General features: G+C 65.3%; 24 protein-coding genes. 21 read left to right on the plus strand and 3 right to left on the minus strand.

All coding sequences use genetic code 11. The features are described 5' to 3' along the window. The 17 genes from mraW to lpxC all read left to right on the plus strand — a co-directional run. Window positions 1–486, plus strand: a 486-nt coding sequence (mraW, locus tag Q0L30_RS12540) for a 16S rRNA (cytosine(1402)-N(4))-methyltransferase (protein ID WP_296655380.1), incomplete at its 5' end; no start/stop codon positions are given. Beyond that, window positions 483–839, plus strand: a complete 357-nt coding sequence (gene ftsL / locus Q0L30_RS12545; RefSeq protein ID WP_293042888.1) for a cell division protein FtsL — start codon at window positions 483–485, stop codon at window positions 837–839. The genes mraW and ftsL, both read left to right, overlap by 4 nt. Continuing rightward, the gene (locus Q0L30_RS12550) at window positions 836–2,767 is read left to right on the plus strand and encodes a penicillin-binding protein 2 (protein ID WP_296655386.1); all 1,932 of its coding nucleotides are present in this window, start codon (window positions 836–838) and stop codon (window positions 2,765–2,767) included. The genes ftsL and Q0L30_RS12550 overlap by 4 nt, the downstream gene beginning before the upstream one ends. Continuing rightward, on the plus strand, window positions 2,764–4,311 hold the full coding sequence (locus Q0L30_RS12555) for a UDP-N-acetylmuramoyl-L-alanyl-D-glutamate--2,6-diaminopimelate ligase (protein ID WP_296655390.1): 1,548 nt from the start codon (window positions 2,764–2,766) through the stop codon (window positions 4,309–4,311). Before Q0L30_RS12550 ends, Q0L30_RS12555 begins: the two co-directional genes overlap by 4 nt. Continuing rightward, a complete protein-coding gene (murF, locus tag Q0L30_RS12560) occupies window positions 4,308–5,732 on the plus strand; it encodes a UDP-N-acetylmuramoyl-tripeptide--D-alanyl-D-alanine ligase (RefSeq protein WP_296655393.1) in 1,425 nt (474 codons plus the stop codon). The genes Q0L30_RS12555 and murF overlap by 4 nt, the downstream gene beginning before the upstream one ends. Window positions 5,733–5,752: 20 nt before the next feature. Then, window positions 5,753–6,922, plus strand: a complete 1,170-nt coding sequence (gene mraY / locus Q0L30_RS12565) for a phospho-N-acetylmuramoyl-pentapeptide-transferase (protein WP_296655396.1) — start codon at window positions 5,753–5,755, stop codon at window positions 6,920–6,922. 53 nt (window positions 6,923–6,975) lie between these two features. Next, window positions 6,976–8,499, plus strand: coding sequence for a UDP-N-acetylmuramoyl-L-alanine--D-glutamate ligase (murD, locus tag Q0L30_RS12570; protein ID WP_296655397.1), 1,524 nt, complete (start codon window positions 6,976–6,978; stop codon window positions 8,497–8,499). Then, window positions 8,496–9,776: a putative lipid II flippase FtsW gene (gene ftsW, locus Q0L30_RS12575; RefSeq protein ID WP_296655400.1), complete on the plus strand. Its 1,281-nt coding sequence runs from the start codon at window positions 8,496–8,498 to the stop codon at window positions 9,774–9,776. The genes murD and ftsW overlap by 4 nt, the downstream gene beginning before the upstream one ends. Next, window positions 9,773–10,879, plus strand: coding sequence for an undecaprenyldiphospho-muramoylpentapeptide beta-N-acetylglucosaminyltransferase (murG, locus tag Q0L30_RS12580; protein ID WP_296655402.1), 1,107 nt, complete (start codon window positions 9,773–9,775; stop codon window positions 10,877–10,879). Before ftsW ends, murG begins: the two co-directional genes overlap by 4 nt. After that, window positions 10,876–12,270, plus strand: coding sequence for a UDP-N-acetylmuramate--L-alanine ligase (gene murC, locus Q0L30_RS12585; RefSeq protein ID WP_296655406.1), 1,395 nt, complete (start codon window positions 10,876–10,878; stop codon window positions 12,268–12,270). The genes murG and murC overlap by 4 nt, the downstream gene beginning before the upstream one ends. A 1-nt stretch (window position 12,271) precedes the next feature. Continuing rightward, window positions 12,272–13,213 (plus strand): D-alanine--D-alanine ligase, encoded by a 942-nt coding sequence (locus Q0L30_RS12590; RefSeq protein ID WP_296655409.1) that lies wholly within the window; start codon window positions 12,272–12,274, stop codon window positions 13,211–13,213. A 60-nt stretch (window positions 13,214–13,273) separates the two neighbouring features. Beyond that, window positions 13,274–14,026, plus strand: a complete 753-nt coding sequence (locus Q0L30_RS12595; protein WP_296655412.1) for a cell division protein FtsQ/DivIB — start codon at window positions 13,274–13,276, stop codon at window positions 14,024–14,026. Window positions 14,027–14,053: 27 nt separating this feature from the next. Then, window positions 14,054–15,286 (plus strand): cell division protein FtsA, encoded by a 1,233-nt coding sequence (gene ftsA, locus Q0L30_RS12600; RefSeq protein WP_296655414.1) that lies wholly within the window; start codon window positions 14,054–14,056, stop codon window positions 15,284–15,286. A 189-nt stretch (window positions 15,287–15,475) separates the two neighbouring features. Further along, a complete protein-coding gene (gene ftsZ / locus Q0L30_RS12605; protein WP_296655598.1) occupies window positions 15,476–16,675 on the plus strand; it encodes a cell division protein FtsZ in 1,200 nt (399 codons plus the stop codon). Window positions 16,676–16,766: 91 nt separating this feature from the next. Next, the gene (locus tag Q0L30_RS12610; RefSeq protein WP_296655417.1) at window positions 16,767–17,024 is read left to right on the plus strand and encodes a hypothetical protein; all 258 of its coding nucleotides are present in this window, start codon (window positions 16,767–16,769) and stop codon (window positions 17,022–17,024) included. 11 nt (window positions 17,025–17,035) lie between these two features. Next, window positions 17,036–17,545: a redoxin family protein gene (locus Q0L30_RS12615; RefSeq protein WP_296655419.1), complete on the plus strand. Its 510-nt coding sequence runs from the start codon at window positions 17,036–17,038 to the stop codon at window positions 17,543–17,545. Window positions 17,546–17,799: 254 nt separating this feature from the next. Next, window positions 17,800–18,717 (plus strand): UDP-3-O-acyl-N-acetylglucosamine deacetylase, encoded by a 918-nt coding sequence (gene lpxC / locus Q0L30_RS12620; protein WP_296655422.1) that lies wholly within the window; start codon window positions 17,800–17,802, stop codon window positions 18,715–18,717. 153 nt (window positions 18,718–18,870) lie between these two features. Here lpxC and Q0L30_RS12625 read toward each other — a convergent pair whose 3' ends face one another. Beyond that, a complete protein-coding gene (locus Q0L30_RS12625) occupies window positions 18,871–19,344 on the minus strand; it encodes a DUF721 domain-containing protein (RefSeq protein ID WP_296655601.1) in 474 nt (157 codons plus the stop codon). Between the two features lie 344 nt (window positions 19,345–19,688). Between Q0L30_RS12625 and secA the strand changes: the two genes are divergently transcribed. The 4 genes from secA (at window position 19,689) to mutT (ending at window position 25,261) form a co-directional block, all read left to right on the plus strand. Further along, window positions 19,689–22,490 (plus strand): preprotein translocase subunit SecA, encoded by a 2,802-nt coding sequence (gene secA / locus Q0L30_RS12630; protein WP_296655425.1) that lies wholly within the window; start codon window positions 19,689–19,691, stop codon window positions 22,488–22,490. A 202-nt stretch (window positions 22,491–22,692) separates the two neighbouring features. Next, window positions 22,693–23,934 carry a bifunctional glutamate N-acetyltransferase/amino-acid acetyltransferase ArgJ gene (argJ, locus tag Q0L30_RS12635; RefSeq protein WP_296655427.1) on the plus strand — a complete coding sequence of 414 codons (1,242 nt, stop codon included), beginning with the start codon at window positions 22,693–22,695 and terminating at the stop codon, window positions 23,932–23,934. A 35-nt stretch (window positions 23,935–23,969) separates the two neighbouring features. Next, a complete protein-coding gene (locus Q0L30_RS12640; RefSeq protein WP_296655430.1) occupies window positions 23,970–24,842 on the plus strand; it encodes an ATP-binding protein in 873 nt (290 codons plus the stop codon). After that, window positions 24,839–25,261, plus strand: coding sequence for an 8-oxo-dGTP diphosphatase MutT (gene mutT, locus Q0L30_RS12645; protein ID WP_293042853.1), 423 nt, complete (start codon window positions 24,839–24,841; stop codon window positions 25,259–25,261). The genes Q0L30_RS12640 and mutT overlap by 4 nt, the downstream gene beginning before the upstream one ends. A gap of 153 nt (window positions 25,262–25,414) precedes the next feature. Here the strand turns inward: mutT and Q0L30_RS12650 are convergent, their stop codons facing one another. Beyond that, window positions 25,415–25,609 carry a DNA gyrase inhibitor YacG gene (locus Q0L30_RS12650; RefSeq protein WP_296655434.1) on the minus strand — a complete coding sequence of 65 codons (195 nt, stop codon included), beginning with the start codon at window positions 25,607–25,609 and terminating at the stop codon, window positions 25,415–25,417. 51 nt (window positions 25,610–25,660) lie between these two features. Then, on the minus strand, window positions 25,661–26,416 hold the full coding sequence (zapD, locus tag Q0L30_RS12655; RefSeq protein ID WP_293042848.1) for a cell division protein ZapD: 756 nt from the start codon (window positions 26,414–26,416) through the stop codon (window positions 25,661–25,663). Window positions 26,417–26,644 lie beyond the last annotated feature (228 nt).

Raw genomic sequence — 26,644 nt, forward strand, 5'->3', positions numbered from 1 at the left:
GATTATGGGGAAGAACGGTTTGCTTTTCAGATTGCAAAGGCGCTTGTTGCTCGCCGGGCAGAGTCCGACCGTCTCGGGCCTCTCGACAGCACGGGCGAGCTTGCCCAAATCGTGGCTAACGTCGTCAAAACCCGTGAGAAGGGTAAGGACCCGGCAACCCGCACCTTTCAGGCTATACGGATTCACGTCAATCAAGAGCTTGCGGAGCTGCAAGTCGTTCTAGAAGCAGCGTTGTCCGCGCTGGAGCAGGGGGGGCGGCTGGTGGTCATCAGCTTTCATTCGCTCGAAGACCGGATCGTCAAGCGGTTCATGCAGGCGCATGCGAGCGCGCCCGCCGTTGACCGCCGTCTGCCGATCCGCGCAGTCGATCTGCCGAGCCCGCCGCTCAAGCTGCTCGGCCGCGTGTTCGCGAGCGACGCCGAAGTCGCCGCGAACCCGCGCGCCCGCTCGGCCGTGATGCGCATTGCGGAGCGCGTCGCGCCATGAACCGCCTGAATATCTTCCTGCTGATCGTCGTGATGGGCTGTGCGTTGTCGGTCGTCAACGCCACCAATCAGCAGCGCCAGATCTTCATCCAGCTGCAGCGTGCGCAGTCGCAGGAGCGCCAGCTCCAGCAGGACTACGCACAACTTCAGTATCAGCAGAGCGCGCTGTCGAGGACATCGCGCATCGAACAGATCGCCACCGATTCACTCAAGATGCAGGCCGTCGCGACCGGACGCACGCAATACCTGACTCTCGCGCCCGGGGCGACTACCGCTTCGGACGCGCCGGTGCCCACGTCGGCGCCGGCCTCCGCCCCGGCCGCTCCCCCCAGCCGTCGCGGAGGCACGCGATGAAAAAGGGCAATAGCCGCAAGAGCGTCGCCTTTTCGTCGAATCCGATCCTGTCCGTGCGCCTGCCGATGTGGCGCTCGAAGCTCGTCGTGTTCCTGCTGTTCATGGCGTTCGTCGCGCTTGCCGCGCGCGCGTTCTGGATCCAGGGCCCGGGCAACGCGTTCTACCAGAAGCAGGGCGAAAGCCGTTATCAGCGCACGGTCGAGTTGCCCGCTACGCGCGGCAAGATCCTCGACCGCAACGGGCTCGTCCTCGCGACGAGCCTGCCCGTGCGCGCCATCTGGGCCATTCCCGAAGACGTGCCCGACGATCTCGGCGCCGACAAGCTCACGCAGCTCGGCCAGTTGCTCGACATGTCGACAACCGATCTGCGCAAGAAGCTCTCCGAGGATAAAAACTTCGTCTACGTGAAGCGCCAGGTGCCGCTCGAGGTCGCCGCCAAAGTGGCGGCGCTCGACATTCCGGGCGTCTATCAGCGCAACGAATACAAGCGCTTCTATCCGGAAGGCGAGGTGACCGCTCACCTGATCGGCTTCACGAACGTCGAGGACGAGGGTCAGGAAGGCGTCGAGCTCAGCAACCAGAAGATTCTCGAAGGCATGCCGGGCATCCGTCACGTGATCAAGGACCGCATGGGTCACGTCGTCGAGGATCTGGACGAGCAGGTCGTGCCGCACGACGGGCAGGACGTGCGTCTGTCGATCGACAGCAAGATCCAGTACATCGCCTGGTCGAACCTGAAGGCCGCCATCGAGAAGTTCAAGGCGAAAGCCGGCGCGGCGATGGTCGTCGACGTGCGCACGGGCGAAGTGCTCGCGCTCGTCAATTTCCCGACCTACAACCCAAACGACCGCTCGCACCTCACGGGCGAGCAGTTGCGCAACCGCATCCTCACCGACGTGTTCGAGCCGGGCTCGATCATGAAGCCGTTCACGGTGTCGCTCGCGCTGGATTTGCACCGCGTCTCGCCGACTACACTGGTGGATACGGGCCCCGGTCACTTCACGCTGGACGGCGCGACCATCACCGACGACGCCGCATTCGGCGTGCTCACGGTGGGCGGCGTGATCCAGAAGTCGAGCAATATCGGCGCGACCAAGATCGCGATGACGCTCAAGCCCGAAGAAATGTGGGACATGTACACGAGCATCGGACTCGGTCAGGCGCCGAAGGTCGGGTTCCCCGGCGCGGCGGCGGGCCGCCTGCGTCCGTGGAAAAGTTGGCGCCGCATCGAACAGGCGACGATGTCGTACGGCTACGGCCTTTCGGTGTCGCTGTTCCAGCTTGCGCGCGCGTACACGGCGATCGCCCACGACGGCCAGATCCTGCCCGTCACGATCTTCCGCCACCCGGGCGACGATCAGCCCGTGGCCGGCACGCAGGTGTTCTCGCCGACCACGGCGCGCGAAGTGCGCACGATGCTGGAAAGCGTGGTGTCGACCCAGGGCACGTCGCCGGCTGCAGCCGTGCCCGGCTATCGCGTGGGCGGCAAGTCGGGCACCGCGTACAAACATGAGGCCCACGGCTACGACAAGTCGAAGTACCGCGCGTCGTTCGTCGGCATGGCGCCGATGCCCAATCCGCGCATCGTCGTCGCGGTGTCGATCGACGAGCCGACTGCCGGCAGCCACTTCGGCGGCGCGGTGTCGGGCCCGGTGTTCTCGGCGATCGCCGGCGACACGCTGCGCTCGCTGAACGTGCCGCCCGACATGCCCGTCAAGCAGCTCGTCGTATCCGACGACACCGCACGCGATACGGCTTCGAACACGCCGGCTTCCGGTGCAGCCGTCGCCGCGCCGGACAAGCGCGCAGTAGCCACCCCGATTGCTGCACCGAATGCCGCAGCGAATGCGGCAAGGAAACCGGCCGCAACGGCGCGACGCCTGACCGTCGCCGAGAACGCCAGGAACAGCCCAGGAGTCGTCCGATGAGCGCCATGCGCAACCGGCACCCCGCGCACCAGCAGATCGCGGACGCACTCGCGTGGCTGCGTGCGCACGCCGCGCCGCAGGCCGCCCTGCACGCCGATACGCGCGGTTTGAAGCCGGGCGACGTGTTCGTCGCCTATGCCGTCGAGGGCGCTGACAATCGCGCGCACATCGATAACGCGATCGAACGCGGCGCGGCCGCCATTCTTTATCAGCCGGAAGGGTTCGCGGGCCAGCCGGATGAATCGATGTCGCTCGCGGTGCCGCAGCTCGACATGTTGGCCGGTGAGATCGCGAGCGGCTGGTATGGCGACCCGAGCGACACGATGCTGATGGTCGGCGTGACCGGCACCAACGGCAAGACGTCGTGCAGCCAGTGGGTTGCCTCGGCGCTCACGGCAATCGGCCAGAAGTGCGCGATCGTCGGCACGCTCGGCAGCGGTTTTCCCGGCCAGCTCGTGCATACCGGTTTCACCACGCCCGACGCGCCGCAACTGCAGCGCAGTCTTGCGCAGCTGCGCGAATCCGGCGCGCGCGCGGTGGCGATGGAGGTGTCGTCGCACGCGCTGCATCAGGGGCGCGTGGACGGCACGTCGTTCGACGTGGCGATCTTCACGAATCTCACCCAGGATCACCTCGACTATCACCGCACGTTCGCGGCCTACGAGACCGCGAAGGCGCGGCTCTTCGCTTGGCCCGGCCTGCGCGCGGCAGTGATCAACGCCGACGACGAAGCGGGCCGCCGCCTGATCGCATCGACGCGCGGTCACGCGCGCACGATCGCCTATAGCGTGGCGACGACCGCTGCCGAAGCGCCGGTCGCCGATGCCTCGCTGCGCGCCTCGAATGTGCGCGCGACGGCTACGGGCACGGCGTTCCACCTCGAAACCTCCGACTGGGGCGAAGCCGAAGTCGAAGTCGAGACGCTCGGCCTCTTCAACGTGAGCAACCTGCTGGGCGTGCTCGGCGCGCTGCTCGTAGCGAACGTGCCGCTCGTCGCGGCGCTCGGCGAACTGGCGAAGCTGCAGCCCGTGAACGGCCGCATGGAGCGCCTGGGCGGCCGCGTCGACCATGACGAGCCGCTCGTCGTGATCGATTACGCGCACACGCCCGACGCGCTCGAAAAAACGCTCGAAGCGCTGCGCCCGATTGCAGCGGCGCGCGGCGGCCAGCTCGTGTGCATGTTCGGCTGCGGCGGCGACCGCGACGCGACCAAGCGTCCGCTGATGGGCGCCATCGCCGAGCGTCTGGCCGACCAGGTCGTCGTGACGAGCGACAACCCGCGCAGCGAATCGCCTGCCGCGATCATCGACCAGATCGTCGGCGGCATGCGCGATGTAGAGCACGCGCGCCGTGTCGAGGACCGCGCGAGCGCGATCCTGCAAGCGGTGCGCGGCGCGGCGCGCGAAGACGTCGTCGTGCTGGCCGGCAAGGGGCACGAGGCGACTCAGGAAATCATGGGCAAGAAGCGTGCGTTCTCCGACCAGGACCACGCGCGGCTTGCTCTCGCTGCCCGTGCCACGCACGGGCGCGGAGGCGGTGAATGACGATGTTTTCCCTGCTCGAAGCGGCAGCGCTGATTCCGGGTGCGAGTGTGCTGGGCGACGAGCACGCCACGTTCGAGCGCGTGTCGACCGATAGCCGCACGGCCGGTCCCGGCGATCTGTTCGTTGCCCTCAAGGGCGAGCGGTTCGACGCGCACGAATTCCTGCCCGAAGTCGCGAACCGCCACGTGAGCGCGGTGCTGGTGTCGCGCAGTCCCGGCGACTGGCGCATTCCGGCGCTGCGCGTGGGCGACACACGCACGGCGCTCGGCGCGCTCGCGCTCGGCTGGCGGCGGCGCTTCGCGCTGCCGCTCGTCGCGGTGACGGGCAGCAACGGCAAGACGACCGTCAAGGAAATGATCGCGTCGATCTTCGCTGCGGCAGTCGGCGAGTCAGCTCGTCTCGCGACGGCCGGCAACCTCAACAACGATATCGGCGTGCCGCTCACGCTGCTGCGCCTGTCCGGTGCACATCGCCTCGCCGTCGTGGAACTCGGGATGAACCATCCGGGCGAAACGGAGTTGCTCGCACAGTTCGCGGAGCCGACTGTCGCGGTGATCAACAACGCGCAACGAGAACATCAGGAATTCATGGCGACGGTGGAAGCTGTCGCGCTCGAACACGCGAGCGTGATCCACGCCTTGAAGCCCGAAGGCGTCGCGGTGTTTCCCGCCGATGACGCGTACGCGGGCCTCTGGCACATCGCCGCGACCGGCTCGCGGGTGCTCGATTTTGCGCTTCATACCGACGAGCGCGCGGTCGATGCCGCTGTCACGGGCAAGCGCGCGGACAAACTCGCGGGCAATCGCCTCTCCATCGCCACGCCGGACGGGCATCTCGAAGTCGAACTGCAGGTGCTCGGCGCGCACAACGCACACAACGCGCTTGCCGCGACGGCGGCGGCGCTCGCAGCCGGTGTTTCGCTCGACGCGATCCGCCGCGGGCTCGAAGCGTTCGTGCCGGTGAAAGGGCGCTTGCAGGTGAAACATGCGCTGCTCGGGGAACTTGCGGGCGCCACGGTGATCGATGACACCTACAACGCGAACCCGGACTCCGTGCGCGCGGCGATCGACGTGCTCGCGCAGTGCGCCGCACCGCGCGTGCTGGTGCTCGGCGACATGGGCGAAGTCGGCGACGACGGTCCGGCGTTTCACCGCGAGGTGGGCGCGTATGCGAAAGAGCGCGGCATCGACGCGCTTTACACGCTCGGCGACGCCGCGCGCGACACCTCGGCGGCATTCGGCGCGAACGCGCTGCATGCGGCCGGTGTCGGCGAACTGGTGAATGCGCTCTCGGCGGCCGGTTACGGTTCCGGCGCAACGTTACTCGTGAAAGGCTCGCGCTTCATGCAGATGGAACGCGTGGTGGCGGCACTCACGAATCCGCACAATCCTGCGCCGGATGCCAAATCCGGCGCGCACTGAAATACGAAGGAATCCAAGGCATGCTACTGGCGCTGGCGCAATGGCTGCAGAATGACGCAAGCTTCTTGCGCGTGTTCAGTTATCTGACGTTCCGTGCGGTGATGGCGACCATCACCGCGATGGCGATCGGACTTTTCTGCGGCCCGTGGGTCATCCGCAAGCTGACCGAGATGAAGGTCGGCCAGGCGGTCCGCACGGACGGTCCGCAGACGCACCTCGTGAAATCGGGCACGCCGACGATGGGCGGCGTGTTGATCCTCATGGGCATCGCGGTATCCACGCTGCTCTGGGGCGATCTCACGAACCGCTTCATCTGGATCGTGATGCTCGTCACGTTCGGCTTCGGCATGATTGGCTGGGTGGACGACTATCGCAAGGTCGTCTACAAGGATCCGCGCGGGATGTCTTCGCGCGAGAAGTATTTCTGGCAGTCGGTGATCGGTCTTTTCGCGGCCGTGTATCTCGCGTTCAGCGTGTCCGAGGCGAGCAACGTACGCGTGTTCGACCTCTTCATGGCGTGGGTCCGAAGCGGTTTTTCGATCGGCCTGCCCGCGCGCGCCGACCTCTTGCTGCCGTTCCTCAAGTCGATCAGCTATCCGCTCGGCGTGTGGGGCTTCATCGCGCTCACGTATTTCGTGATCGTCGGCGCGAGCAATGCCGTCAATCTCACCGATGGCCTCGACGGTCTCGTCATCATGCCGGTCGTGCTCGTCGGCGGCTCGCTCGGCGTGTTCGCCTATGTGATGGGCAGCTCGGTGTATTCGAAGTATCTGCTGTTCCCGCACATTCCCGGCGCGGGCGAGCTGATGATCTTCTGCTCGGCGATGGGCGGGGCCGGGCTCGCGTTTCTCTGGTTCAACACGTATCCCGCACAGGTGTTCATGGGCGACGTGGGCGCACTCGCGCTCGGCGGCGCGCTCGGCACCATCGCCGTAATCGTGCGCCAGGAGATCGTGCTCTTCATCATGGGCGGCATTTTCGTCGCGGAAACGCTCTCCGTGATGCTGCAGGTCACATGGTTCAAGTACACGAAGAAGCGTTTCGGCGAAGGCCGCCGCATCTTCAAGATGGCGCCGCTGCATCACCACTTCGAATTGTCAGGCTGGAAGGAGACGCAGGTCGTCGTGCGTTTCTGGATCATCACGCTGATGTTGTGTCTGTTCGGTCTGTCCACGCTCAAGCTGCGCTGAGTCAGCAGGCTACACAAGCAGTCCAACGGGTAAGTAACCAAGGGAATCAAGCGATGTTTGGCGAGAAGTTTCGGGATCGGCAAAAGCCGATGGTGCTCGTGCTGGGGCTCGGCGAATCGGGCCTCGCGATGGCGCGCTGGTGCGCCAGGCACGGTTGCCGCCTGCGCATTGCCGACACGCGCGTGGCGCCGCCCGGCTTGCCCGAACTCGCCGCATGCGGCATCGACGCCGATTTCATCGGCGGGGCGTTTTCGACCGCGTTGCTCGACGGCGTCGATCTCGTCGCGATCAGCCCGGGTCTTTCGCCGCTTGCCGCCGACCTCGTGCCGCTGATCGCGGCCGCCCGCGAGCGCGCCATCGATGTCTGGGGCGAACTCGAACTCTTCGCTCAGGCGCTGCGTCATCTCGGCGAGAGCGGCTACACGCCGAAGGTGCTCGCGATCACCGGCACGAACGGCAAGACCACGACGACGAGCCTCACGGGCATGCTCTGCGAGCGCGCGGGCAAGCGCGTCGCGGTCGCGGGCAACATCAGCCCGGCGATGCTCGACAAGCTTGCGGACGCAATCGACAACACCGCGCTGCCCGATATCTGGGTGCTCGAATTGTCGAGCTTCCAGCTTGAGACATCGCAAACGTTCGCTCCGGACGCGGCCACCGTCCTCAACATCACGCAGGATCACCTCGACTGGCACGGCGGCATGGATGCCTACGCCGCCGCGAAGGGCCGCATCTTCGGGCCGCAAACCACACGCGTACTCAACCGCGACGACGCGCGCGTGATGGCGCTCGCGCCCGTGGCCGACAGCGCTGCGCGCGCCGTGACCGCCGTGACCTTCGGCGTCGACGAACCGCAGCGCGATGGCGACTACGGCCTGTCACGCGAGAACGGCATGCTGTGGCTCGTGCAGGCGTATGACCGCGACGCGACGGACGAACCGGTTTCCGCGCGCCGCCGCAAGCAGCAAGAAAGCGCGCCCGCGAACCTCGGCATCAAGCGTCTGATGCCTGCGGACGCGCTGCGCATTCGCGGCCTGCACAACGCGGCGAACGCGCTGGCGGCGCTTGCGCTCACGCGCGCGATCGACCTGCCTGCCGCGCCGCTGCTGCACGGCCTGCGCGACTATCGCGGCGAGCCGCATCGGGTGGAGTTGATCGCGTCGATCGAAGGCATCGACTACGTTGACGACAGCAAGGGCACGAACGTCGGCGCGACGGTCGCCGCACTCGACGGCCTCGCGCAGCGCACGGTGCTGATCGCGGGCGGCGACGGCAAGGGCCAGGACTTCGAACCGCTCGCGGCTCCGGTCGCGCGCTGGTGCCGCGCGGTGATGCTGATCGGCCGCGACGCGCCGCAGATTCGCGCCGCGCTGGAGTCGACGGGCATCGTCATCGACGATCACCCGACGCTCGAAGCCGCGACGCGCGCCGCCACGGCGCTCGCGCAACCCGGCGACGTCGTGCTGCTCTCGCCCGCGTGCGCGAGCCTCGACATGTTCAAAAACTACGCCCATCGCGCGGCCGTGTTCCACGACACGGTCGAGGAAATCGCCGCTGAACGGGGGACGATGATATGAGCTGGTCCGAACGGTTCGGTTCGCGATTCCTCGGCGAGCGTGGCGGCCAGGACGGTGCGTCGAGTGGCACATCGGGCGGCGCGGCGGCGCGCGCGAGCGGGCTTGCGAGCGTCGTCAGCGGCGTGCGGCCCGCGCGCTCGCGCATGCTGGACTACGACCACTCGCTCGTGTGGGCCGTGATCGCACTGCTCGGGCTCGGCGTCGTGATGGTGTATTCGGCGTCGATCGCCATGCCCGATTCGCCGAAGTACGCCTCGTATCACGACTACGCGTTCCTCTTGCGCCACCTCATTTCGCTTGTGGTCGCCGGGATCGCGGCGCTGATCGCGTTCCGCATCCCCGTTTCGACGTGGGACCGCTACGCGCCGAAGCTCTTCATCATCGTGCTCGCAATGCTTGTCGTCGTGCTGATTCCGCACATCGGCAAGGGCGTCAACGGCGCGCGCCGCTGGATTCCGCTCGGCATCACCAACATGCAGCCGTCGGAAATCATGAAGCTCGCCGTGACGATCTACGCGGCGAACTACACGGTGCGCAAGCAGGAATACATGCACAGCTTCGCCAAGGGCTTTTTGCCGATGGCGTTCGCGGTCGGCGTCGTCGGCGCGCTGCTGCTGCTCGAACCCGACATGGGCGCGTTCATGGTGATCGCCGCGATCGCGATGGGCGTGCTGTTTCTCGGCGGCGTGAACGGCAAGCTGTTCGGCGGCCTCGTCGCGACGGCGGTCGGCACGTTCTCGCTGCTCGTGTGGGCATCGCCCTGGCGGCGCGAGCGGATCTTCGCGTATCTCGATCCGTGGGACGACCGCTACGCGCAGGGCAAGGCCTATCAGCTCACGCACTCGCTGATCGCGTTCGGGCGCGGCGAGTGGTTCGGCGTCGGGCTCGGCGTCAGCGTCGAGAAGCTCAACTATCTGCCCGAAGCGCACACCGACTTCATCCTCGCCGTGATCGGCGAGGAACTCGGTTTTGTCGGCGTGCTGATCGTGATCCTGCTGTTCTACTGGATCGTGCGCCGCTCGTTCGAGATCGGCCGCCAGGCGCTCGCGCTCGACCGCACATTCGCGGGGCTCGTCGCGAAGGGCATCGGCGTGTGGTTCGGCGCGCAGGCGTTCATCAACATGGGCGTGAACCTCGGCCTGCTGCCGACCAAAGGTCTCACCCTGCCGCTCGTGAGCTACGGCGGCTCGGGCATTCTGCTCAACTGCGTCGCCGTCGCGCTACTGTTGCGCGTGGATTACGAAAATCGCGTGCTGATGCGTGGGGGGAAGGTATGAACCGCACGCTCATGGTGATGGCCGGCGGCACGGGCGGACATGTGTTCCCCGGGCTCGCGGTCGCGCACCGCATGCAGTCGTGGGGCTGGCGCGTCGTGTGGCTCGGCAATCCCGCAGGCATGGAAGCGACGCTCGTGCCGAAGCACGGCATTCCGATGGAATTCGTGCGCTTCGGCGGCGTGCGCGGCAAGGGCATCAAGACGAAGCTGATGCTGCCGCTCAACCTGCTGCGCGCATTCACGCAGAGCCGCGCGGCGCTCGCGCGCGTGAAGCCCGATGTCGTGCTCGGGATGGGCGGCTACATCACGTTCCCGGCGGGCGTGATGAGCGCGCTTTCGGGCGCGCCGCTCGTGCTGCACGAGCAGAACTCGATTGCGGGCCTCGCCAACAAGGTGCTGGCGAAGCTTGCGAAACGCGTGCTCGTCGCGTTTCCCAGCGCACTGCCGCACGCCGAGTGGACCGGCAATCCGATTCGCGAGGAACTCGAACACGTCGGCGAGCCGCAGGCGCGCTACGCGGCACGCAGCGGTCCGCTGCGCGTGCTCGTCGTCGGCGGCAGCCTCGGCGCGCAGGCGCTCAACGACGTGGTGCCCCGCGCGCTCGCGCTCATCGCGAAAGACGAGCGTCCGCGCGTCGTGCATCAGGCCGGTGCGAAGCACATCGACGCGTTGAAGGCCAACTACATCGAAGCGGGCCTGCTCGATCCGGCAGCATCCGACGACGCGGTGCGGCTCGTGCCGTTCATCGATGACATGGCGAGTGCCTATGAGGACGCGGATCTCGTGATCTGCCGCTCGGGTGCGATGACCGTGGCCGAGATCGCGGCGGTGGGCGTGGCGGCGTGCTTCGTGCCGTTCCCGTTCGCCGTGGACGACCACCAGACCACCAACGCCGCATTCCTCGCCGACAAGGGCGCGGCGCGCGTGGTGCAGCAACGCGACCTGACGGCGGAATCGCTCGCCGGATGGCTGCGGCAACAAACCAGACAATCGCTGGCAGAAATGGCTGGGCGCGCCCGCGCGCTCGCGAAACCCGACGCCGCCGATCAGGTCGCAAGCATTTGCGCGGCCGTGGCCGGTGCCAGTCCGGGAGGAAAGCAATGAAACACATCGTCAAACATATTCATTTCGTCGGAATCGGCGGCGCGGGCATGAGCGGCATTGCCGAAGTGCTCGTCACGCTCGGCTATCAGGTCAGCGGCTCGGACCTCACGAAGAACGCGGTCACCGACCGTCTCGCCGCGCTCGGCGCGCGCATCGCCATCGGCCATGACGCGCAGAACATCGAAGGCGCGAACGCCGTGGTCGTCTCGACCGCCGTGCGCAGCGACAACCCCGAAGTGCTCGCGGCGCGCCATCTGCGCGTGCCGATCGTGCCGCGCGCGGTGATGCTCGCGGAACTCATGCGCCTGAAGCAGGGCATTGCGATTGCGGGCACGCACGGCAAGACCACGACCACGTCGCTCGTCGCGAGCGTGCTCGCCGCGGGCGGACTCGATCCGACCTTCGTGATTGGCGGGCGCCTCATCAGCGCGGGCGCGAACGCACGGCTCGGCACGGGCGACTTCATCGTCGCGGAAGCCGACGAGTCGGATGCGTCGTTCCTCAATCTCCTGCCGGTGATCGAAGTCATCACGAACATCGACGCCGATCACATGGACACCTACGGGCACGACTTCGCGCGACTGAAGCAGGCGTTCATCGAATTCACGCACCGGCTGCCGTTCTACGGCATCGCGGTGCTCTGCGTCGACGACCCGAACGTGAAGCAGATCCTGCCGTTCGTCTCGAAGCCGATCATCCGTTACGGCTTCGCGCCCGAGGCGCAGGTGCGCGCGGTCAACGTCGTCGCGCGCGACGGCAAGATGTACTTCACGGCGATGCGCGAAGACGCGCCGTCGCTCGACATCGTGTTGAACCTTCCCGGTACGCACAATGTCCAGAACGCATTGGCCGCGATTGCGATTGCGAGCGAACTCGAAGTGAAGGATGTGGACATCCAGCGCGCGCTCGCCGAATTCAACGGCGTGGGCCGACGTTTCCAGCGCTACGGCGAAATTGCGGTCAACGGCGGCGGCACTTACACGTTGATCGACGATTATGGCCATCACCCGGTGGAGATGACCGCGACCATCGCCGCGGCGCGCGGCGCGTTTCCAGGACGCCGTCTCGTGCTCGCGTTCCAGCCGCACCGCTATACGCGCACGCGCGACTGCTTCGAGGATTTCGTCAAAGTGCTGTCGACCGTCGATGCGCTCGTGCTGACCGATGTCTACGCCGCCGGCGAAGCGGCGATCGTCGCCGCCGATGGCCGCGCGCTCGCGCGTGCGATCCGCGTGGCGGGCAAGGTCGAGCCGGTGTTCGTCGAAACGGTGGATGAGGTGCCGAACGCGCTGGCCGCAATGGTGCGCGACGGCGATGTGGTGATCACGATGGGCGCGGGGTCGATCGGCAGTGTGCCGGGTCGCGTCGCTGCCCACGAAGAGAAGGTGTGAGATGAGCGGCATTGATCCCAAGCGGTTCGGCAAGGTGGCGGTGTTGTTCGGCGGCGTGTCCGCCGAACGCGAGGTTTCGCTCAAGTCCGGCCGCCTCGTGTACGAAGCGCTGCGTGGCGCAGGCATCGACGCACATCTGTTCGACCCGTCCGAGCGGCCGCTTTCGGCGCTCAAGGAAGAGGGCTTCGTGCGCGCGTTCAACGCGCTGCACGGCGGCTATGGCGAAAACGGCCAGATCCAGGGCGCGCTCGACTTCGAGGGCATCCGTTACACGGGCACGGGCGTGCTCGGCTCGGCGCTCGGCATGGACAAATTCCGCGCCAAGCTCGTGTGGCAGCAGCTCGGTATTCCGACGCCGCCGTTCGAAACCGTGCTGCGCGACGACGACTACGCGGCGAAGTCGCCGGCTATCGTCGCGAAGCTCGGCCTGCCGCTCTTCGTGAAGCCGGCGTGCGAGGGTTCCAGCGTCGCGGTCATCAAGGTGAAGACCGCCGACGAACTCGCACCGGCGCTCGAAGAGGCCGCGAAGTTCGACAAGATCGTGCTGGTGGAGAAGAGCATCGAAGGCGGCGGCGAGTACACCGCGTGCATCGCGGGCGACCTCGACTTGCCGCTCATCAAGATCGTGCCCGCGGGCGAATTCTACGACTACGACGCGAAGTACCTGCTCGACAGCACGCAATACCTGATTCCTTGCGGCGTGGCGCCGGAGGAAGAGGCGCGCCTGAAAAAGCTCGCGCGCCGTGCGTTCGAGGTGCTCGGCTGCACCGAGTGGGGCCGTGCCGATTTCATGATCGACGGCGCGGGCAACCCGTATTTCCTCGAGGTGAACACGGCGCCGGGCATGACCGATCACTCGCTGCCGCCGAAGGCGGCGCGCGCCATCGGCATCCCGTATCAGGACCTGGTCGTGCAGGTGCTCGCGCTTACGTTGAAGGATTGACGCCACTAACGGACCTTTACCGACGAATTGAATTAAGCCAATTGACGCAACAATCTCGACATGTGGAATAACGTACGCCAGCTCAACCTCGCCGCCAATGCCATGCATGCGCTTCTCGCGCTCGCATTGCTGGTGGCCGGTGGTTTCTGGCTGGTGCAGCGGCCGAATTTTGCGCTGCGCGAAATCCGCATCGAGGGCGACACCGATCACATCAATGCGCCGACCGTACGCGCGAGCGTGGTGGGCCGTCTGAAAGGCAACTTCTTCACCGTCGATCTCGATGCCGCGCGCCAGGCATTCGAGCAGATGCCGTGGGTGCGCCACGCGAGCGTGCGCCGCGTGTGGCCGAACGCGCTGGCGGTGAACCTCGAAGAGTACAAGCCGATCGCCACCTGGGGCAGCGATCAGCTCGTGAGCACGGACGGCGAGTTGTTCACCGCGAACCAGGCCGAACTCGACGAGGAGCTGCCGGCGTTCGACGGTCCTGAAGGCAGTGCGAAAGAGGTCGTTGCGCGTTACCGCGATTTCGTCAAATGGTTTGCACCGCTTGGCCTTACCCCGGACGAAGTGACGCTCTCGCCGCGCTACGCATGGACCGTAAAGCTTTCGAACGGCACGCAGGTGGAACTGGGCCGCGAGCGCAACGCGGATACGCTCGGGGAGCGCTCGCGCCGGCTCATCGCGGCATGGGCGGCGGTCACGCAACGTTGGGGGGAAGACGTCGAGTATGCGGATTTGCGCTATCCGAATGGATTTGCGATTCGAGCGGCCGGCATGCGCTTTATCAGCGACACGGCCACCGGCAAGAAGTAACAGCACATCACACGCAACGAGCACGCTATGAGTAAAGACTACAAAGATCTGCTGGTCTCCCTCGACATCGGGACGTCGAAGGTGGTGGCCGTTGTCGCCGAGTTGAAGGGCGAAGGTCACTACGAGGTGATCGGACTCGGCCAGAGCGAATCGAAGGGGCTCAAGAAGGGCGTCGTGGTGAATATCGAGGCCACGGTGCAGTCCATTCAACGCGCGCTCGAAGAAGCGGAGCTGATGGCGGACTGCAAGATCACGAACGTGTTTACCGGCATCGCGGGCAGCCATATCCGCAGCTTCAATTCGAGCGGGATGGTCGCGATCAAGGAGAAGGAAGTCACGCAGGCGGACGTCGCGCGCGTGATCGAGACCGCGAAGGCGATCAACATCCCGACCGACCAGCAGGTGCTGCACATCCTCACGCAGGAATTCATCATCGACGGCCAGGAGGATGTGCGCGAGCCGATCGGCATGAGCGGCATCCGTCTCGAAGTGAAGGTGCACATCGTCACGGGCGCGGTGAGCGCGGCCCAGAACGTCGTGAAGTGCGTGCGCCGCTGCGGGCTCGAAGTGAACGATCTGATCCTGCAGCCGCTGGCGTCGTCGCTCGCGGTGCTGACCGAAGACGAGAAGGAACTGGGCGTCGTGCTGGTGGACGTGGGCGGCGGCACGACCGACATCGCGATTTTCAGTGAAGGCGCGATTCGCCAGACGGCGGTGATTCCGATCGCGGGCGACCAGGTGACGAGCGACATCGCGATGGCGCTGCGCACGCCGACGCCCGACGCGGAAGACATCAAGGTGAGCTACGGCATCGCGAAGCAGGCGCTGGCCGACCCGGACGAGATGATCGAAGTGCCGGGGCTCGGCGAGCGCGGTCCGCGCACGCTGTCGCGCCAGGCGCTGGCGGCCGTGATCGAGCCGCGCGTGGAAGAGCTTTTCTCGCTCGTGCAGCAGGTGGTGCGCGAGTCGGGTTACGAAGAACTGCTGAGCTCGGGTGTCGTGCTGACGGGCGGCGCCGCGATGATGCCGGGCATGGTCGAACTCGGCGAGGACATTTTCCTCAAGCCGGTGCGCATCGGCGTGCCGGAGTATGCGGGCGGTCTCGCCGACGTCGTGCGCAATCCGCGTTACTCGACGGCGATGGGCCTGCTCGCGGAAGGCCGCTCGCAGCGCATGCGCGGTCGCAAGGTTGCAGTGCAGTCGGGATCGATGGGCCAGGTCTTCTCGCGGATGAAGGACTGGTTCCTCGGCAACTTCTGACGGCAGGGCTGGAAACAAGAAGTGAAAAAGCAGTGAAAAAGCAGGGAACAAGCAGTGAAAAAGCGGGAAACAAGTGATTAACAGATGAGAATACGCGCCGGTGACGGCGGCTGGCGCGCACAGGAAGGTTGCCCGATCTTCCTGCGGATAACGGCCGAAGAGCGGTATCTCTTTCTTGACGGAGGCAACATGGAATTCCAGATGCTGGAAACGGAAACCAACGGCACCATCATCAAGGTGGTGGGCGTAGGTGGCGCTGGCGGCAATGCCGTGCAGCACATGATCAACCGCGGCGTTCAGGGCGTCGACTTCATCGTGATGAACACGGATGCGCAGGCGCTTTCGCGTTCGCGCGCATCGGCCGTGATCCAGCTCGGCAACACTGGCCTTGGCGCCGGTGCGAAGCCGGAAATGGGCCGCTCGGCGGCTGAAGAAGCACGCGAGCGCATCGCCGACGCACTGCTCGGCGCGCACATGGTGTTCATCACCGCGGGCATGGGCGGCGGCACCGGCACGGGCGCAGCCCCGGTCGTGGCGCAGATCGCCAAGGAAATGGGCATTCTGACGGTTGGCGTCGTGAGCAAGCCGTTCGAGTTCGAAGGCGGCAAGCGTATGCGCGTGGCAGAGGCCGGTGCGCAGCAACTGGAGGATCACGTCGACTCGCTGATTGTCGTGCTCAACGACAAGCTGTTCGACGTGATGGGCGATGACGCCGAGATGGACAAGTGCTTCCAGTGCGCGGACGACGTTCTGAACAACGCAGTGGCCGGTATCGCCGAAATCATCAACGTCGACGGTCTCGTGAACGTCGACTTCGAAGACGTGAAGACGGTGATGGGCGAGCAGGGCAAGGCGATGATGGGCACGGCGACGGTTGCCGGCGTCGATCGCGCGCGCCTCGCAGCCGAACAGGCCGTGGCGAGCCCGCTGCTCGAAGGCGTCGATCTGTCTGGCGCGCGCGGCGTGCTCGTCAACATCACGTCGAGCCGTTCGCTGCGTTTGTCGGAAACGCGCGAAGTGATGAACACCATCAAGAGCTACGCGGCGGAAGACGCCACGGTGATCTTCGGCGCGGTGTACGACGACGCGATGGGCGACGCGCTGCGCGTGACGGTGGTCGCAACAGGCCTCGGCCGCGCGGCGAAGAAGCAGCAGTCGGCGGCGCCGATGACGCTGCTGCGCACCGGCACGGACAACCATCCGGTTCCGGCGATGCAGACGTACGCACCGCAGTCCTCGGCGGGCACGACGGCCGATTACGGCGCGCTCGATACGCCGGCTGTGTGGCGCACGTCGCGCGACACCGCGGCTTCGCACGTTCAGGCGCTGCAGGAAAAGGGCGTCGATACGTACGATATCCCGGCGTTCCTGCGCAAGCAGGCGGACTGAGGACTGGCGTACATGGGACCAGCGTGCGGTGCGGCCAGGCCGGAGTGAGCACGGCGAGATCCGGGTGAGCGATGTGGGACCTGAGTGAGCGTTGAAGCACAGCTCCGGTCGGCACGCCTGCTCCGGTCGTCAGGCAGACATGCGCCAGCTCCGGCCGACGCGCGCGAAGCGTCGCTATGAAGGCCAGCAGGGCCGCGTCCGCGAGGACGAACGGCAGGGCCGGTTGCCCGCTGCGTTTTATGCGAGCAGCGAGGACGGCATGCCGTCTGACGATCCTGAAAGCCTGATGGCAGATAATGGCGGGATATCGCGCATTGAACGCTGGCGCACCGATGCGAAGGACGCGTAGCAGGACGAGTAGTGATCAAACTGGGTGAATCGCTGCCGGACGTGAACCTCCACGAATTCGTCGAGGACATGCACGAAGGCTGCACGCAGGGGCCGAAAAGCCTGAGCGTGCGCGAAGAGGCGGCGGGCAAATGCGTGGTGATCTTCGGATTGCCGCGTGCATTCACGCCCGCGACTTCGGCGAGACAGGTGCTGGGATACGTCGAGTGGGCCGAGGCGATTGCCCCGGTCGGCATCGACGAAATCTGGTACGTGTCGGTTAGCGATGCGTTCGTGATGGGCGCGTGCGGACGCGATCTGCGTACCGCGGGCAAGGTACGCACGATGGGCGACGGCAGTGCAACATTCACCCGGGCGCTTGGTCTGGAGCAGGATTTGTCGGCGCGTGGCATGGGCATTCGTTCCCTGCGTTACGCAATGGTGGTCGACGGCGGTGTAGTCAAGACGCTGGATGTCGAAGCACCCGGCAAGTTCGAAGTAAAGGATGTGTCGAACATCCACGCAACGTTGAGGCCCGAATGAGCGCTTCGACCGGCGACACGTTGCCGCAGCGCAACGAGCCGACGGCGCAAATGTGACGGGCCATTACGTCGCACCCGGCGGGCCGATGACCGAAAACGCCTCCGTTTCGGACATCGGCTCCGCTGTTTTTCCCGCTGACGTAATAGCGGGAAACAGATTGTCACGCCGGGGGAAACAGCGAAAACCCTATATCTGGAGTATAATTCGCGCTATTAGTTAAAAAGTCCCGATTGGGATTTTCAATGGGCAGAGTTATGTTGAAGCAGCGAACCATCAAATCGATCGTGAAAACGGTCGGCATCGGCCTGCACTCGGGCCGCAAAGTCGACTTGACGCTCCGTCCGGCTGCGCCGGATACGGGCATCGTGTTTTCGCGCGTGGATTTGCCGACTCCGGTGGATATTCCCGCGTCGGCGATGTCGATTGGCGACACGCGTCTCGCGTCGGTGCTGCAAAAAGACGGCGCGCGCGTATCGACTGTCGAGCACCTGATGTCCGCGTGCGCGGGCCTTGGCATCGACAACCTCTACGTCGACGTGACCGCCGAAGAAATCCCGATCATGGACGGCAGCGCGGCCTCGTTCGTGTTCCTGATCCAGTCGGCAGGAATCGAAGAGCAGAACGCCGCGAAGAAATTCATCAAGGTCAAGAAGCCCGTGGAAATCCGCGAGGGCGACAAGTTTGCGCGCCTCGATCCGTATTTCGGCTTCAAGCTCAAGTTCACGATCGATTTTCGCCATCCGGCTGTCGACAAGACGGGCCAGGCGCTCGAAGTCGATTTCGCCAACACGTCGTATGTGCGCGAAATCGCGCGCGCCCGCACGTTCGGCTTCGCGCATGAGGTCGAAATGATGCGCGAGCTGGGCCTTGCGCGCGGCGGCAGCATGGACAACGCGATCGTGCTCGACGAGTACCGCATCCTGAACAACGACGGCCTGCGCTACGACGACGAATTCGTGAAGCACAAGATGCTCGACGCCATCGGCGACCTTTATGTGGTGGGGCACCCGCTGCTCGCGTCGTACACGGCGTACAAGTCGGGCCACGGCCTGAACAACTTGCTGCTGCGCGAATTGCTCAAACACGAAGACGCTTACGAGATCGTCACCTTCGACGACATGCACAAGGCGCCGCGCGGCTTCGGCTACGAAGCGCAGACCGCATTCGCCTGAGCGCGAACGCGTCAGACGATCAGCGAAAAGGGCGGCATCATGCCGCCCTTTTTCATTTTTAGCGCTTCGGTTCTCAGCGCTTCAGTTCTCGCCGCTTCAATTCCCGCTCGCCTCGCCGCGTGCCGCTATCGCAGCACAACCGGATAGCGCGGATCAGCGCTTGTTCGAATGGCGCGCCGCCATTTTCGCCAGCGCGATTTGCAGCGGCGAAGGCGGCAATTCCTCGCTGAGCGCCTGCAGCGCCGCCGCGCCGACCGGCGTCATGCGCGCCTGCTTGGGCGGTTTCGCTTCCTTGACCGACTGCGGACGCACGCGAATCCGCACGGAATCGAGCGGCCAGCCGCGCGCCTGCAGATCGGCAACGAGTCGCGGTTCCAGATGCCGCAGCCGCGCCGCGAGCGCATTATGGGCGGTGAAGAGTGCGAGCTTGCCGTCCTTGATGAAGCCCGGCTCCACGCTGGCCGCGAGGTATTCGGGCAGCAGTGCTTCGAGGTCGCGCTGCATCGCCGCCATCTGCTCGACGCCGGCGCGCAGCGGCGCGAACGCGTCGGTGCGACTCAGCAGTTCGCCCACGGGCTGGGCGTAGCGCGGCGCAGACGGCCTTGAAAATGGCGAGAAGCGGCTCATGTTGGGAAGAGGACGGGCGCACACGTAAAGTCACGTGCAATTGCCGCCATTGTAGCTTGCACGGCAAGCGCCCACGCGCCTTCCGGCCGTCTGGCCCGGACCTGCCAGCAGGCGGGGCCACACAGCCGGGAGGCTTTCCGTGCGGGCATTTGGCGCGCCATCTCGTCTCGCCGCTGACACAAGCGGGCATGAGGGTGCGTGCTAAAATGCCCGATTCGAATCCACCATTTTGGGCTTAAGCCGCCGAGGTCTTTCCGATTCGGGTGCAGCCGCAGGTTTGGCAGGTTGAACGCCGAAAACCACGCACGAATCCCGACCGAAGCCGCGACGCAGACACCGATCCGATGACCACCGGTTTCTTACAGAAAATCTTTGGCAGCCGCAATCAGCGCCTGATCAAGCAATATCAGAAGACGGTCGCGGCGATCAATGCGCTCGAACCGCAGATCGAGCAGTACAGCGACGAGCAACTGCGCGCGAAGACCGTTGAGTTCCGCGAGCGCGTAGCGAACGGCGCGTCGCTCGACGAGCTGCTGCCGGAGGCTTTCGCGGTCTGCCGCGAGGCCAGCAAACGCGTGCTCAAGATGCGCCATTTCGACGTCCAGCTGATCGGCGGCATGGTGCTCCATTACGGCAAGATCGCCGAAATGCGCACGGGCGAGGGCAAGACGCTCGTCGCAACGCTCGCTGCCTACCTGAACGCGCTCTCCGGGCGCGGCGTGCACGTCGTGACGGTGAACGATTACCTCGCGCAGCGCGACGCCGAATGGATGGGCCGCCTCTACAACTTCCTGGGCTTGAGCGTCGGCGTCAACCTGTCGCAGATGGACCACGCCATGAAGCAGCAGGCGTACAGCTCGGACATCACGTACGGCACGAACAACGAGTTCGGCTTCGACTACCTGCGCGACAACATGGTCTACGAGACCGACGCGCGCGTGCAGCGCGCGCTGAACTTCGCCGTCGTCGACGAAGTGGACTCGATCCTGATCGACGAAGCGCGTACGCCGCTCATCATCTCCGGCCAGGCCGAAGATCACACCGAACTCTACGTGCGCATGAATGCGCTGCCGCCGCTGCTCGAGCGCCAGATCGGCGAAGAGAAGGCCGACGGCACGGGCGTCGAAAAGCCGGGCGACTACACGCTCGACGAAAAGGGCCGCCAGGTGTTCCTCACGGAGTCCGGTCACGAGAAGGCCGAGCGCATGCTCTCCGAGTGGGGCCTGATCGGCGAGGGCGAAAGCCTTTACGCGCCGCAGAACATCACGCTGATGCACCACGTGTACGCGGCCCTGCGCGCGCACACGCTGTTCTTCAAGGACCAGCACTACGTCGTGCAGAACAGCGAAGTCATCATCGTCGACGAATTCACTGGCCGTCTGATGTCCGGCCGCCGCTGGTCGGACGGTCTGCATCAGGCCGTCGAGGCGAAGGAACACGTGAAGATCCAGAGCGAGAACCAGACGCTCGCCTCGATCACGTTCCAGAACTACTTCCGCATGTACGCAAAGCTGTCGGGCATGACCGGCACCGCCGACACGGAAGCGTACGAATTCAACGAAATCTACGGCCTCGAAACCGTCGTGATCCCGACGAACCGCGTGCCCAAGCGCGCTGACAAGCAGGATCAGATCTACAAGAGCGCGAAAGAGCGCTACGACGCCGTGATCCGCGATATCCGCGAGTGCTTCGAGCGCGGCCAGCCGGTGCTGGTCGGCACGACGTCGATCGAGAACTCGGAACTGCTCTCCGACCTGCTCACGAAGGCCGGGCTGCCGCACGAAGTGCTCAACGCGAAGCAGCACGCGCGGGAAGCTGCGATCGTCGCCGAAGCGGGCCGTCCGCAACGCATCACGATTGCCACGAACATGGCGGGCCGCGGTACCGACATCGTGCTCGGCGGCAACGCCGAAAAGCAGGCGTCGTTCATCGAAGCCGACGAATCGCTCGCCGACGACGAAAAGGCGCGCCGCGTCCAGCAGCTCAACGACGAATGGCAGACGCTGCACGATCAGGTGAAGGCCGCGGGCGGTCTGCACATCATCGGCACCGAGCGCCACGAGTCGCGCCGTATCGACAACCAGCTGCGCGGCCGTGCGGGCCGTCAGGGCGATCCGGGTTCGTCGCGCTTCTATCTGTCGCTCGAAGACCCGCTGCTGCGCATCTTCGCTGGCGACCGCGTGCGCTCGATCATGGACCGCCTGAAGATGCCCGAAGGCGAGGCAATCGAGGCAGGCATCGTCACGCGTTCGATCGAGTCGGCGCAGCGCAAGGTCGAAGCCCGCAACTTCGATATCCGCAAACAGCTGCTCGAATACGACGACGTGTCGAACGACCAGCGCAAGGTGATCTACCAGCAGCGCAACGAACTGCTCGAAGCGCACGACATCACCGAAACCATCGGCGCGATGCGTCACGGCGTGATGTCCGAACTCGTGCGCGAGTTCGTGCCCGCGGGCAGCATCGAGGAACAGTGGGACGTGCCGGAGCTGGAGGAAGTGCTGCGCAACGAGTGGCAGCTCGACCTGGCGATTCAGGAGATGATCAACGAGTCGTCGTCGATCGACGCCGACGAGATTCTCGAAGCCGTGCTCGCCGCCGCCGACGAAGCCTACGAGCAAAAGGTCGCGCTCGTCGGACGCGAATCGTTCAGCGCATTCGAGCGCTCGGTCATGCTGCAGACGCTCGATCGCAGCTGGCGCGAACACCTCGCTGCGCTCGACCATCTGCGCCAGGGCATCCATCTGCGCGGCTATGCGCAGAAGAATCCGAAGCAGGAATACAAGCGCGAGGCGTTCGAACTGTTCGCCGCGATGCTCGACGCCGTGAAGAACGAAGTCACGAAGATCGTGATGAACGTGCAGATTCAGTCGCCCGAGCAGCTCGAAGAGGCCGCCGAGCAGCTGGACGAGCAGGGCGGTCATCTCGAGAATGTCGAGTTCCGCCACGCCGAATTCGCCGAAGCCGATGCAGTGGCGGCGGCGCCGGTTGCAGCCGACGCGGCTGCGGCGATGGTCGGCGCGGCCATGAGCCACGCGCACGCCGCCGCGCCGGACGGCCAGACCATGCCGAAGGTGGGCCGCAACGATCCGTGCCCGTGCGGCAGCGGCAAGAAGTACAAGCAGTGCCACGGCAAGATCGCGTGATGCCGGGCGGCGCGCGCACCGTACGTACCGAACGAACGATGCGCGCCGCCGTTAGCCGCTGTTAGCTTCATGCGGCCCCGCGGTTGACCTTGCAGTTGATTCCGTGGCCCGGACTTCGTGTCCGGGCCTTGCCTTTTGATTCCCAATGCCGGCCAGGCTGTAAGCGCCTCGGTCGGCATTGCCTTTTCGACAGGTCGCTACCATGGCTGTCAATTTTCCCTCGATCGATCCCGCGCAACTTCATCCGGTCGCCGGCGTGACGCTTGGCTGGGCTGAAGCCAACATCCGCAAGCCCAACCGCAAGGACGTGCTGGTGATTTCCGTCGACGAAGGCGCGAGCGTCGCGGGCGTGTTCACGCTAAACCGCTTCTGCGCGGCGCCGGTGACGGTGTGCCGCGAGCATCTCGCGAAGGTGCGCGGCGGCGGCAAGGGAATCCGCGCGCTCGTCATCAACACGGGCAACGCGAATGCGGGCACGGGCGAGCCCGGTCTTGCCGACGCTCGCGCGACCTGCGATGAACTCGCGCGTCTCGCGGGCATCGAGCCCGCGCAGGTGCTGCCGTTCTCGACCGGCGTGATTCTGGAGCCGCTGCCCATCGACCGCCTGAAGGCCGGTCTGCCTGCCGCGCTCGCGAACCGCAAGGCCGCGAACTGGTACGACGCGGCGCAATCGATCATGACCACCGACACGCTGCCGAAGGCCGCGTCGCGCCAGGTCGTGATCGACGGCCACACGGTCACGCTCACGGGCATCAGCAAGGGTGCGGGCATGATCAAGCCGAACATGGCGACGATGCTCGGCTTCCTCGCATTCGATGCGAACGTGGCGCAACCGGTGCTCGACGAACTCGTGAAGCACGTCGCGGACCGCTCGTTCAACTGCATCACCATCGACGGCGATACGTCGACGAACGACTCGTTCATGCTGGTCGCATCGGGCAAGTCGAGCCTGCCGGCCATCGCGTCGACGGACTCGCCCGCCTACGCGGCGCTGCGCGATGCCGTGACCGAAGTGGCGCAGACGCTCTCGCAGCTGATCGTGCGCGACGGCGAAGGCGCGACGAAGTTCATGACCGTGCAGGTCGAAGGCGGCAAGGACGTCGCCGAATGCCGCCAGATCGCCTACGCGATCGGCCACTCGCCGCTCGTGAAGACGGCCTTCTACGCGTCGGATCCCAACCTCGGCCGCATCCTGGCCGCAATCGGCTATGCGGGCGTGACGGATCTCGATGTCGGCAAGATCGACCTGTATCTCGACGACGTGCTCGTCGCGAAGAGCGGCGGGCGCAACCCGGCGTATCGTGAGGAAGACGGCCAGCGCGTCATGAAGAAGAGCGAGATCCTGATCCGTGTGCTGCTCGGCCGCGGCAATGCGCAGGCCACGATCTGGACCTGCGACCTCTCGCACGACTACGTGAGCATCAACGCCGACTACCGCTCCTGATCCGGCGGCTTACGGTAATTCAAGCCTTTACGCACATGGACAAGCTCGAACAGTTTCTGAAGCGCGCCGAAGCATTGATCGGCCGCCTCGAAGCGGTGCTGCCGCCGGCCGCTCCGGTCGTCGACTGGAACGCGGCAGTGGCGTTTCGCTGGCGCAAGCGTCAGGGCCGCGGCTATCTGCAGCCGGTGCCGTCGGTGTCGCCGATTACGCTCGACGACCTGCAGAACATCGACCGCCAGAAAGATCTCATCGAACGCAACACACGCCAGTTCGTGCAGAACAAGCCCGCGAACAACGTGCTGCTTACCGGTGCGCGCGGCACGGGCAAGTCTTCGCTGATCAAGGCGTGCCTGAACGCGTTCGCGAACGACGGCCTGCGCCTCATCGAAGTCGACAAGGACGATCTGCACGATCTGGGTGACATCGTCGATCTGATCTCGGGGCGCACCGAGCGTTTCATCGTGTTCTGCGACGACCTCTCGTTCGAGGAAGGCGAATCGGGCTACAAGGCGCTCAAGGTGGCGCTGGACGGCTCGGTGGCCGCGCAGGGCGACAACGTGCTGATCTACGCGACCTCGAACCGCCGCCACTTGCTGCCCGAGTACATGAGCGAGAACGAGACGTACCGGCATATGCCGGACGGCGAAATCCATCCGGGCGAGGTGATCGAGGAGAAGATCTCGCTGTCCGAGCGCTTCGGCCTGTGGGTGAGCTTCTATCCGTTCAAGCAGGACGACTATCTGACGATCGTCGGCCACTGGCTGCGCCATTTCGGCTGTGGCGACGCCGATGTCGAAGCCGCGCGCGGCGATGCGCTCGTCTGGGCGCTGGAGCGCGGCTCGCGCTCGGGCCGCGTCGCGTGGCAGTTCGCGCGCGACTGGTCGGGCAAGAAGGTGCAAGACGCATGAGCGGCGCCAACGGAGCAGGCAAGGCGCAGACGCGCCCGGTGACCGAAGTGGCGGTTGGCGTGATGGTGCAGCCGGACGGCCGCTATCTGCTCGCGCAGCGCCCCGACGGCAAACCCTACGCGGGCTACTGGGAGTTTCCGGGCGGCAAGCTGGAGGCGGGCGAGTCGGTCGAGGCGGCGCTTGCGCGCGAGCTGCACGAGGAACTGGGCATCGACGTGAAGGCGTGCCATCTGTGGCACACGCTCGAACACGATTACCCGCACGCCTATGTGCGCCTCTATTTCTGCAAGGTGACCGAGTGGAGCGGCGAGCCGCACGGACGCGAGGGCCAGGCGTTCGTCTGGCAGTCGCTGCCAGCGAGCGTCGAACCGCTTCTGCCAGCTGCAATTCCAGTGCTGGAATTGCTGGCCGCCGAGTGAGGCGACAAAAAAAGCCGCTGCGTGAATTGAACTGCACCCCGTAAGTTGGACACCGATCCAACCTTTGGGGGGCAGTTCAGAATCGCGTAGCGGCTTTTTGCTTTTGGGTGCGCCTGCTTGTTGACCCGCTTAGTGGCCTGCTTATTGGCTTGATTACTGGCGCGTGTCGGTGGGGGGCGCGTCGTCGGGCGGCGTCTCGTCGTCGTTACCGCCGATGCGGTACTTTTCGGCGGCCCAGGCGCCCAGGTCGATTTGCCTGCAACGTTCGGAGCAGAACGGGCGGAACCGGTTTTCCGGCACCCAGCGGACATCCTTGCCGCAAGTCGGACATTTGACGACGGTGACCATTTGCTTAGTCGGCTGCTGCCGCGTTGGTGAACATGTTGCCGCGGCGCGACATCAAAGGCTGCACAGCGTCAGCTGGAACGGCACGTCGACATCGACGGCGCGCGGCCGCAGATCGCCGTCCTGCACGGTGAAGCGCACCCACAGCATGTACTTGTTGGCGCTCGCTTCCGGGATCATGCGCAAATCCGGTGCCACGCGTACCTGCATCAGCTGATAGGCACGGCCCGCGAGCATCTGCTGGTAGCTGCCCTGCATCGCCATCACCTTCGACGCCTGACCCGATTCGCGTGCGAGACGCAACACGATCGAGGCCGCGTCGCGTAGCGGCAGCAGCGGCATCACCCACTTGGCAATGTCTTGACGGCGCTGGTCGGGATGCAATTGTTGCCATGCGTAGTACGACGGCAGGTCGAACTTGCAGGTGCCGCCCGGAATGATCGCGCGGCTGCGGATGCTCGTGAGCCACTCGTTTTCGGAGAGATGCTGGCCGGTCTTGCCCTGCATCTGCGTGAGGCCCGCGAGTGTCTGCTCGATCTCGCCGAGCACGGTTTCGAGCGCGTTCTGTTCGATGCCGGGATTGCCGCGGAACGGTGCGAGCGTCTGACGTTGCCTTTCGAGTTCCTTCATCAGGTCCGACTTGAGGTCGGCGCGGCCTGCGACTTCCGCAATTTCGAAAAGCGTGGTGAGCGCGACGTGGTGTTCCCTCGGATCCTCCTGCGTCAGGAAAAACGTGAAGCGCTCGAACAGGTCTTCGAGGCGCAGCAGCGTACGGATTCGCTCGTTGAAGGGATACTCGTAAAGAATCAAGCGCGCTCGCCTCTGGCGTGGTCGGTGAAGGATTGCAGCACATTCTAATGCCGCAAGACTACGGTCGCAATCGCGAGGGGACCGAGCAGTTGCGCGTAATTTCCGCAGACCGCACGTTGATCACCGCCCGATCACGCGCGGATCGCCGGCTTGTCACCGGGTTATCACCAGCATGACGCGCTCGTGTCGCAACGCTTAAGTACGACGAACGCTTCTTTGCACGCCTAT

The sequence above is a fragment of the Paraburkholderia sp. genome (genome assembly GCF_024281035.1).
Classification (GTDB): domain Bacteria; phylum Pseudomonadota; class Gammaproteobacteria; order Burkholderiales; family Burkholderiaceae; genus Paraburkholderia.

What these genes read in the sequence shown, in the direction of transcription:
- ftsL (WP_293042888.1), top strand. Translation starts at nt 483, where the DNA reads ATGAACCGCCTGAATATCTTCCTGCTGATCGTCGTGATGGGCTGTGCG.
- Q0L30_RS12550 (WP_296655386.1), top strand. Translation starts at nt 836, where the DNA reads ATGAAAAAGGGCAATAGCCGCAAGAGCGTCGCCTTTTCGTCGAATCCG.
- Q0L30_RS12555 (WP_296655390.1), top strand. Translation starts at nt 2,764, where the DNA reads ATGAGCGCCATGCGCAACCGGCACCCCGCGCACCAGCAGATCGCGGAC.
- murF (WP_296655393.1), top strand. Translation starts at nt 4,308, where the DNA reads ATGACGATGTTTTCCCTGCTCGAAGCGGCAGCGCTGATTCCGGGTGCG.
- mraY (WP_296655396.1), top strand. Translation starts at nt 5,753, where the DNA reads ATGCTACTGGCGCTGGCGCAATGGCTGCAGAATGACGCAAGCTTCTTG.
- murD (WP_296655397.1), top strand. Translation starts at nt 6,976, where the DNA reads ATGTTTGGCGAGAAGTTTCGGGATCGGCAAAAGCCGATGGTGCTCGTG.
- ftsW (WP_296655400.1), top strand. Translation starts at nt 8,496, where the DNA reads ATGAGCTGGTCCGAACGGTTCGGTTCGCGATTCCTCGGCGAGCGTGGC.
- murG (WP_296655402.1), top strand. Translation starts at nt 9,773, where the DNA reads ATGAACCGCACGCTCATGGTGATGGCCGGCGGCACGGGCGGACATGTG.
- murC (WP_296655406.1), top strand. Translation starts at nt 10,876, where the DNA reads ATGAAACACATCGTCAAACATATTCATTTCGTCGGAATCGGCGGCGCG.
- Q0L30_RS12590 (WP_296655409.1), top strand. Translation starts at nt 12,272, where the DNA reads ATGAGCGGCATTGATCCCAAGCGGTTCGGCAAGGTGGCGGTGTTGTTC.
- Q0L30_RS12595 (WP_296655412.1), top strand. Translation starts at nt 13,274, where the DNA reads ATGTGGAATAACGTACGCCAGCTCAACCTCGCCGCCAATGCCATGCAT.
- ftsA (WP_296655414.1), top strand. Translation starts at nt 14,054, where the DNA reads ATGAGTAAAGACTACAAAGATCTGCTGGTCTCCCTCGACATCGGGACG.
- ftsZ (WP_296655598.1), top strand. Translation starts at nt 15,476, where the DNA reads ATGGAATTCCAGATGCTGGAAACGGAAACCAACGGCACCATCATCAAG.
- lpxC (WP_296655422.1), top strand. Translation starts at nt 17,800, where the DNA reads ATGTTGAAGCAGCGAACCATCAAATCGATCGTGAAAACGGTCGGCATC.
- Q0L30_RS12625 (WP_296655601.1), bottom strand. Translation starts at nt 19,344, where the DNA reads ATGAGCCGCTTCTCGCCATTTTCAAGGCCGTCTGCGCCGCGCTACGCC.
- secA (WP_296655425.1), top strand. Translation starts at nt 19,689, where the DNA reads ATGACCACCGGTTTCTTACAGAAAATCTTTGGCAGCCGCAATCAGCGC.
- argJ (WP_296655427.1), top strand. Translation starts at nt 22,693, where the DNA reads ATGGCTGTCAATTTTCCCTCGATCGATCCCGCGCAACTTCATCCGGTC.
- Q0L30_RS12640 (WP_296655430.1), top strand. Translation starts at nt 23,970, where the DNA reads ATGGACAAGCTCGAACAGTTTCTGAAGCGCGCCGAAGCATTGATCGGC.
- mutT (WP_293042853.1), top strand. Translation starts at nt 24,839, where the DNA reads ATGAGCGGCGCCAACGGAGCAGGCAAGGCGCAGACGCGCCCGGTGACC.
- Q0L30_RS12650 (WP_296655434.1), bottom strand. Translation starts at nt 25,609, where the DNA reads ATGGTCACCGTCGTCAAATGTCCGACTTGCGGCAAGGATGTCCGCTGG.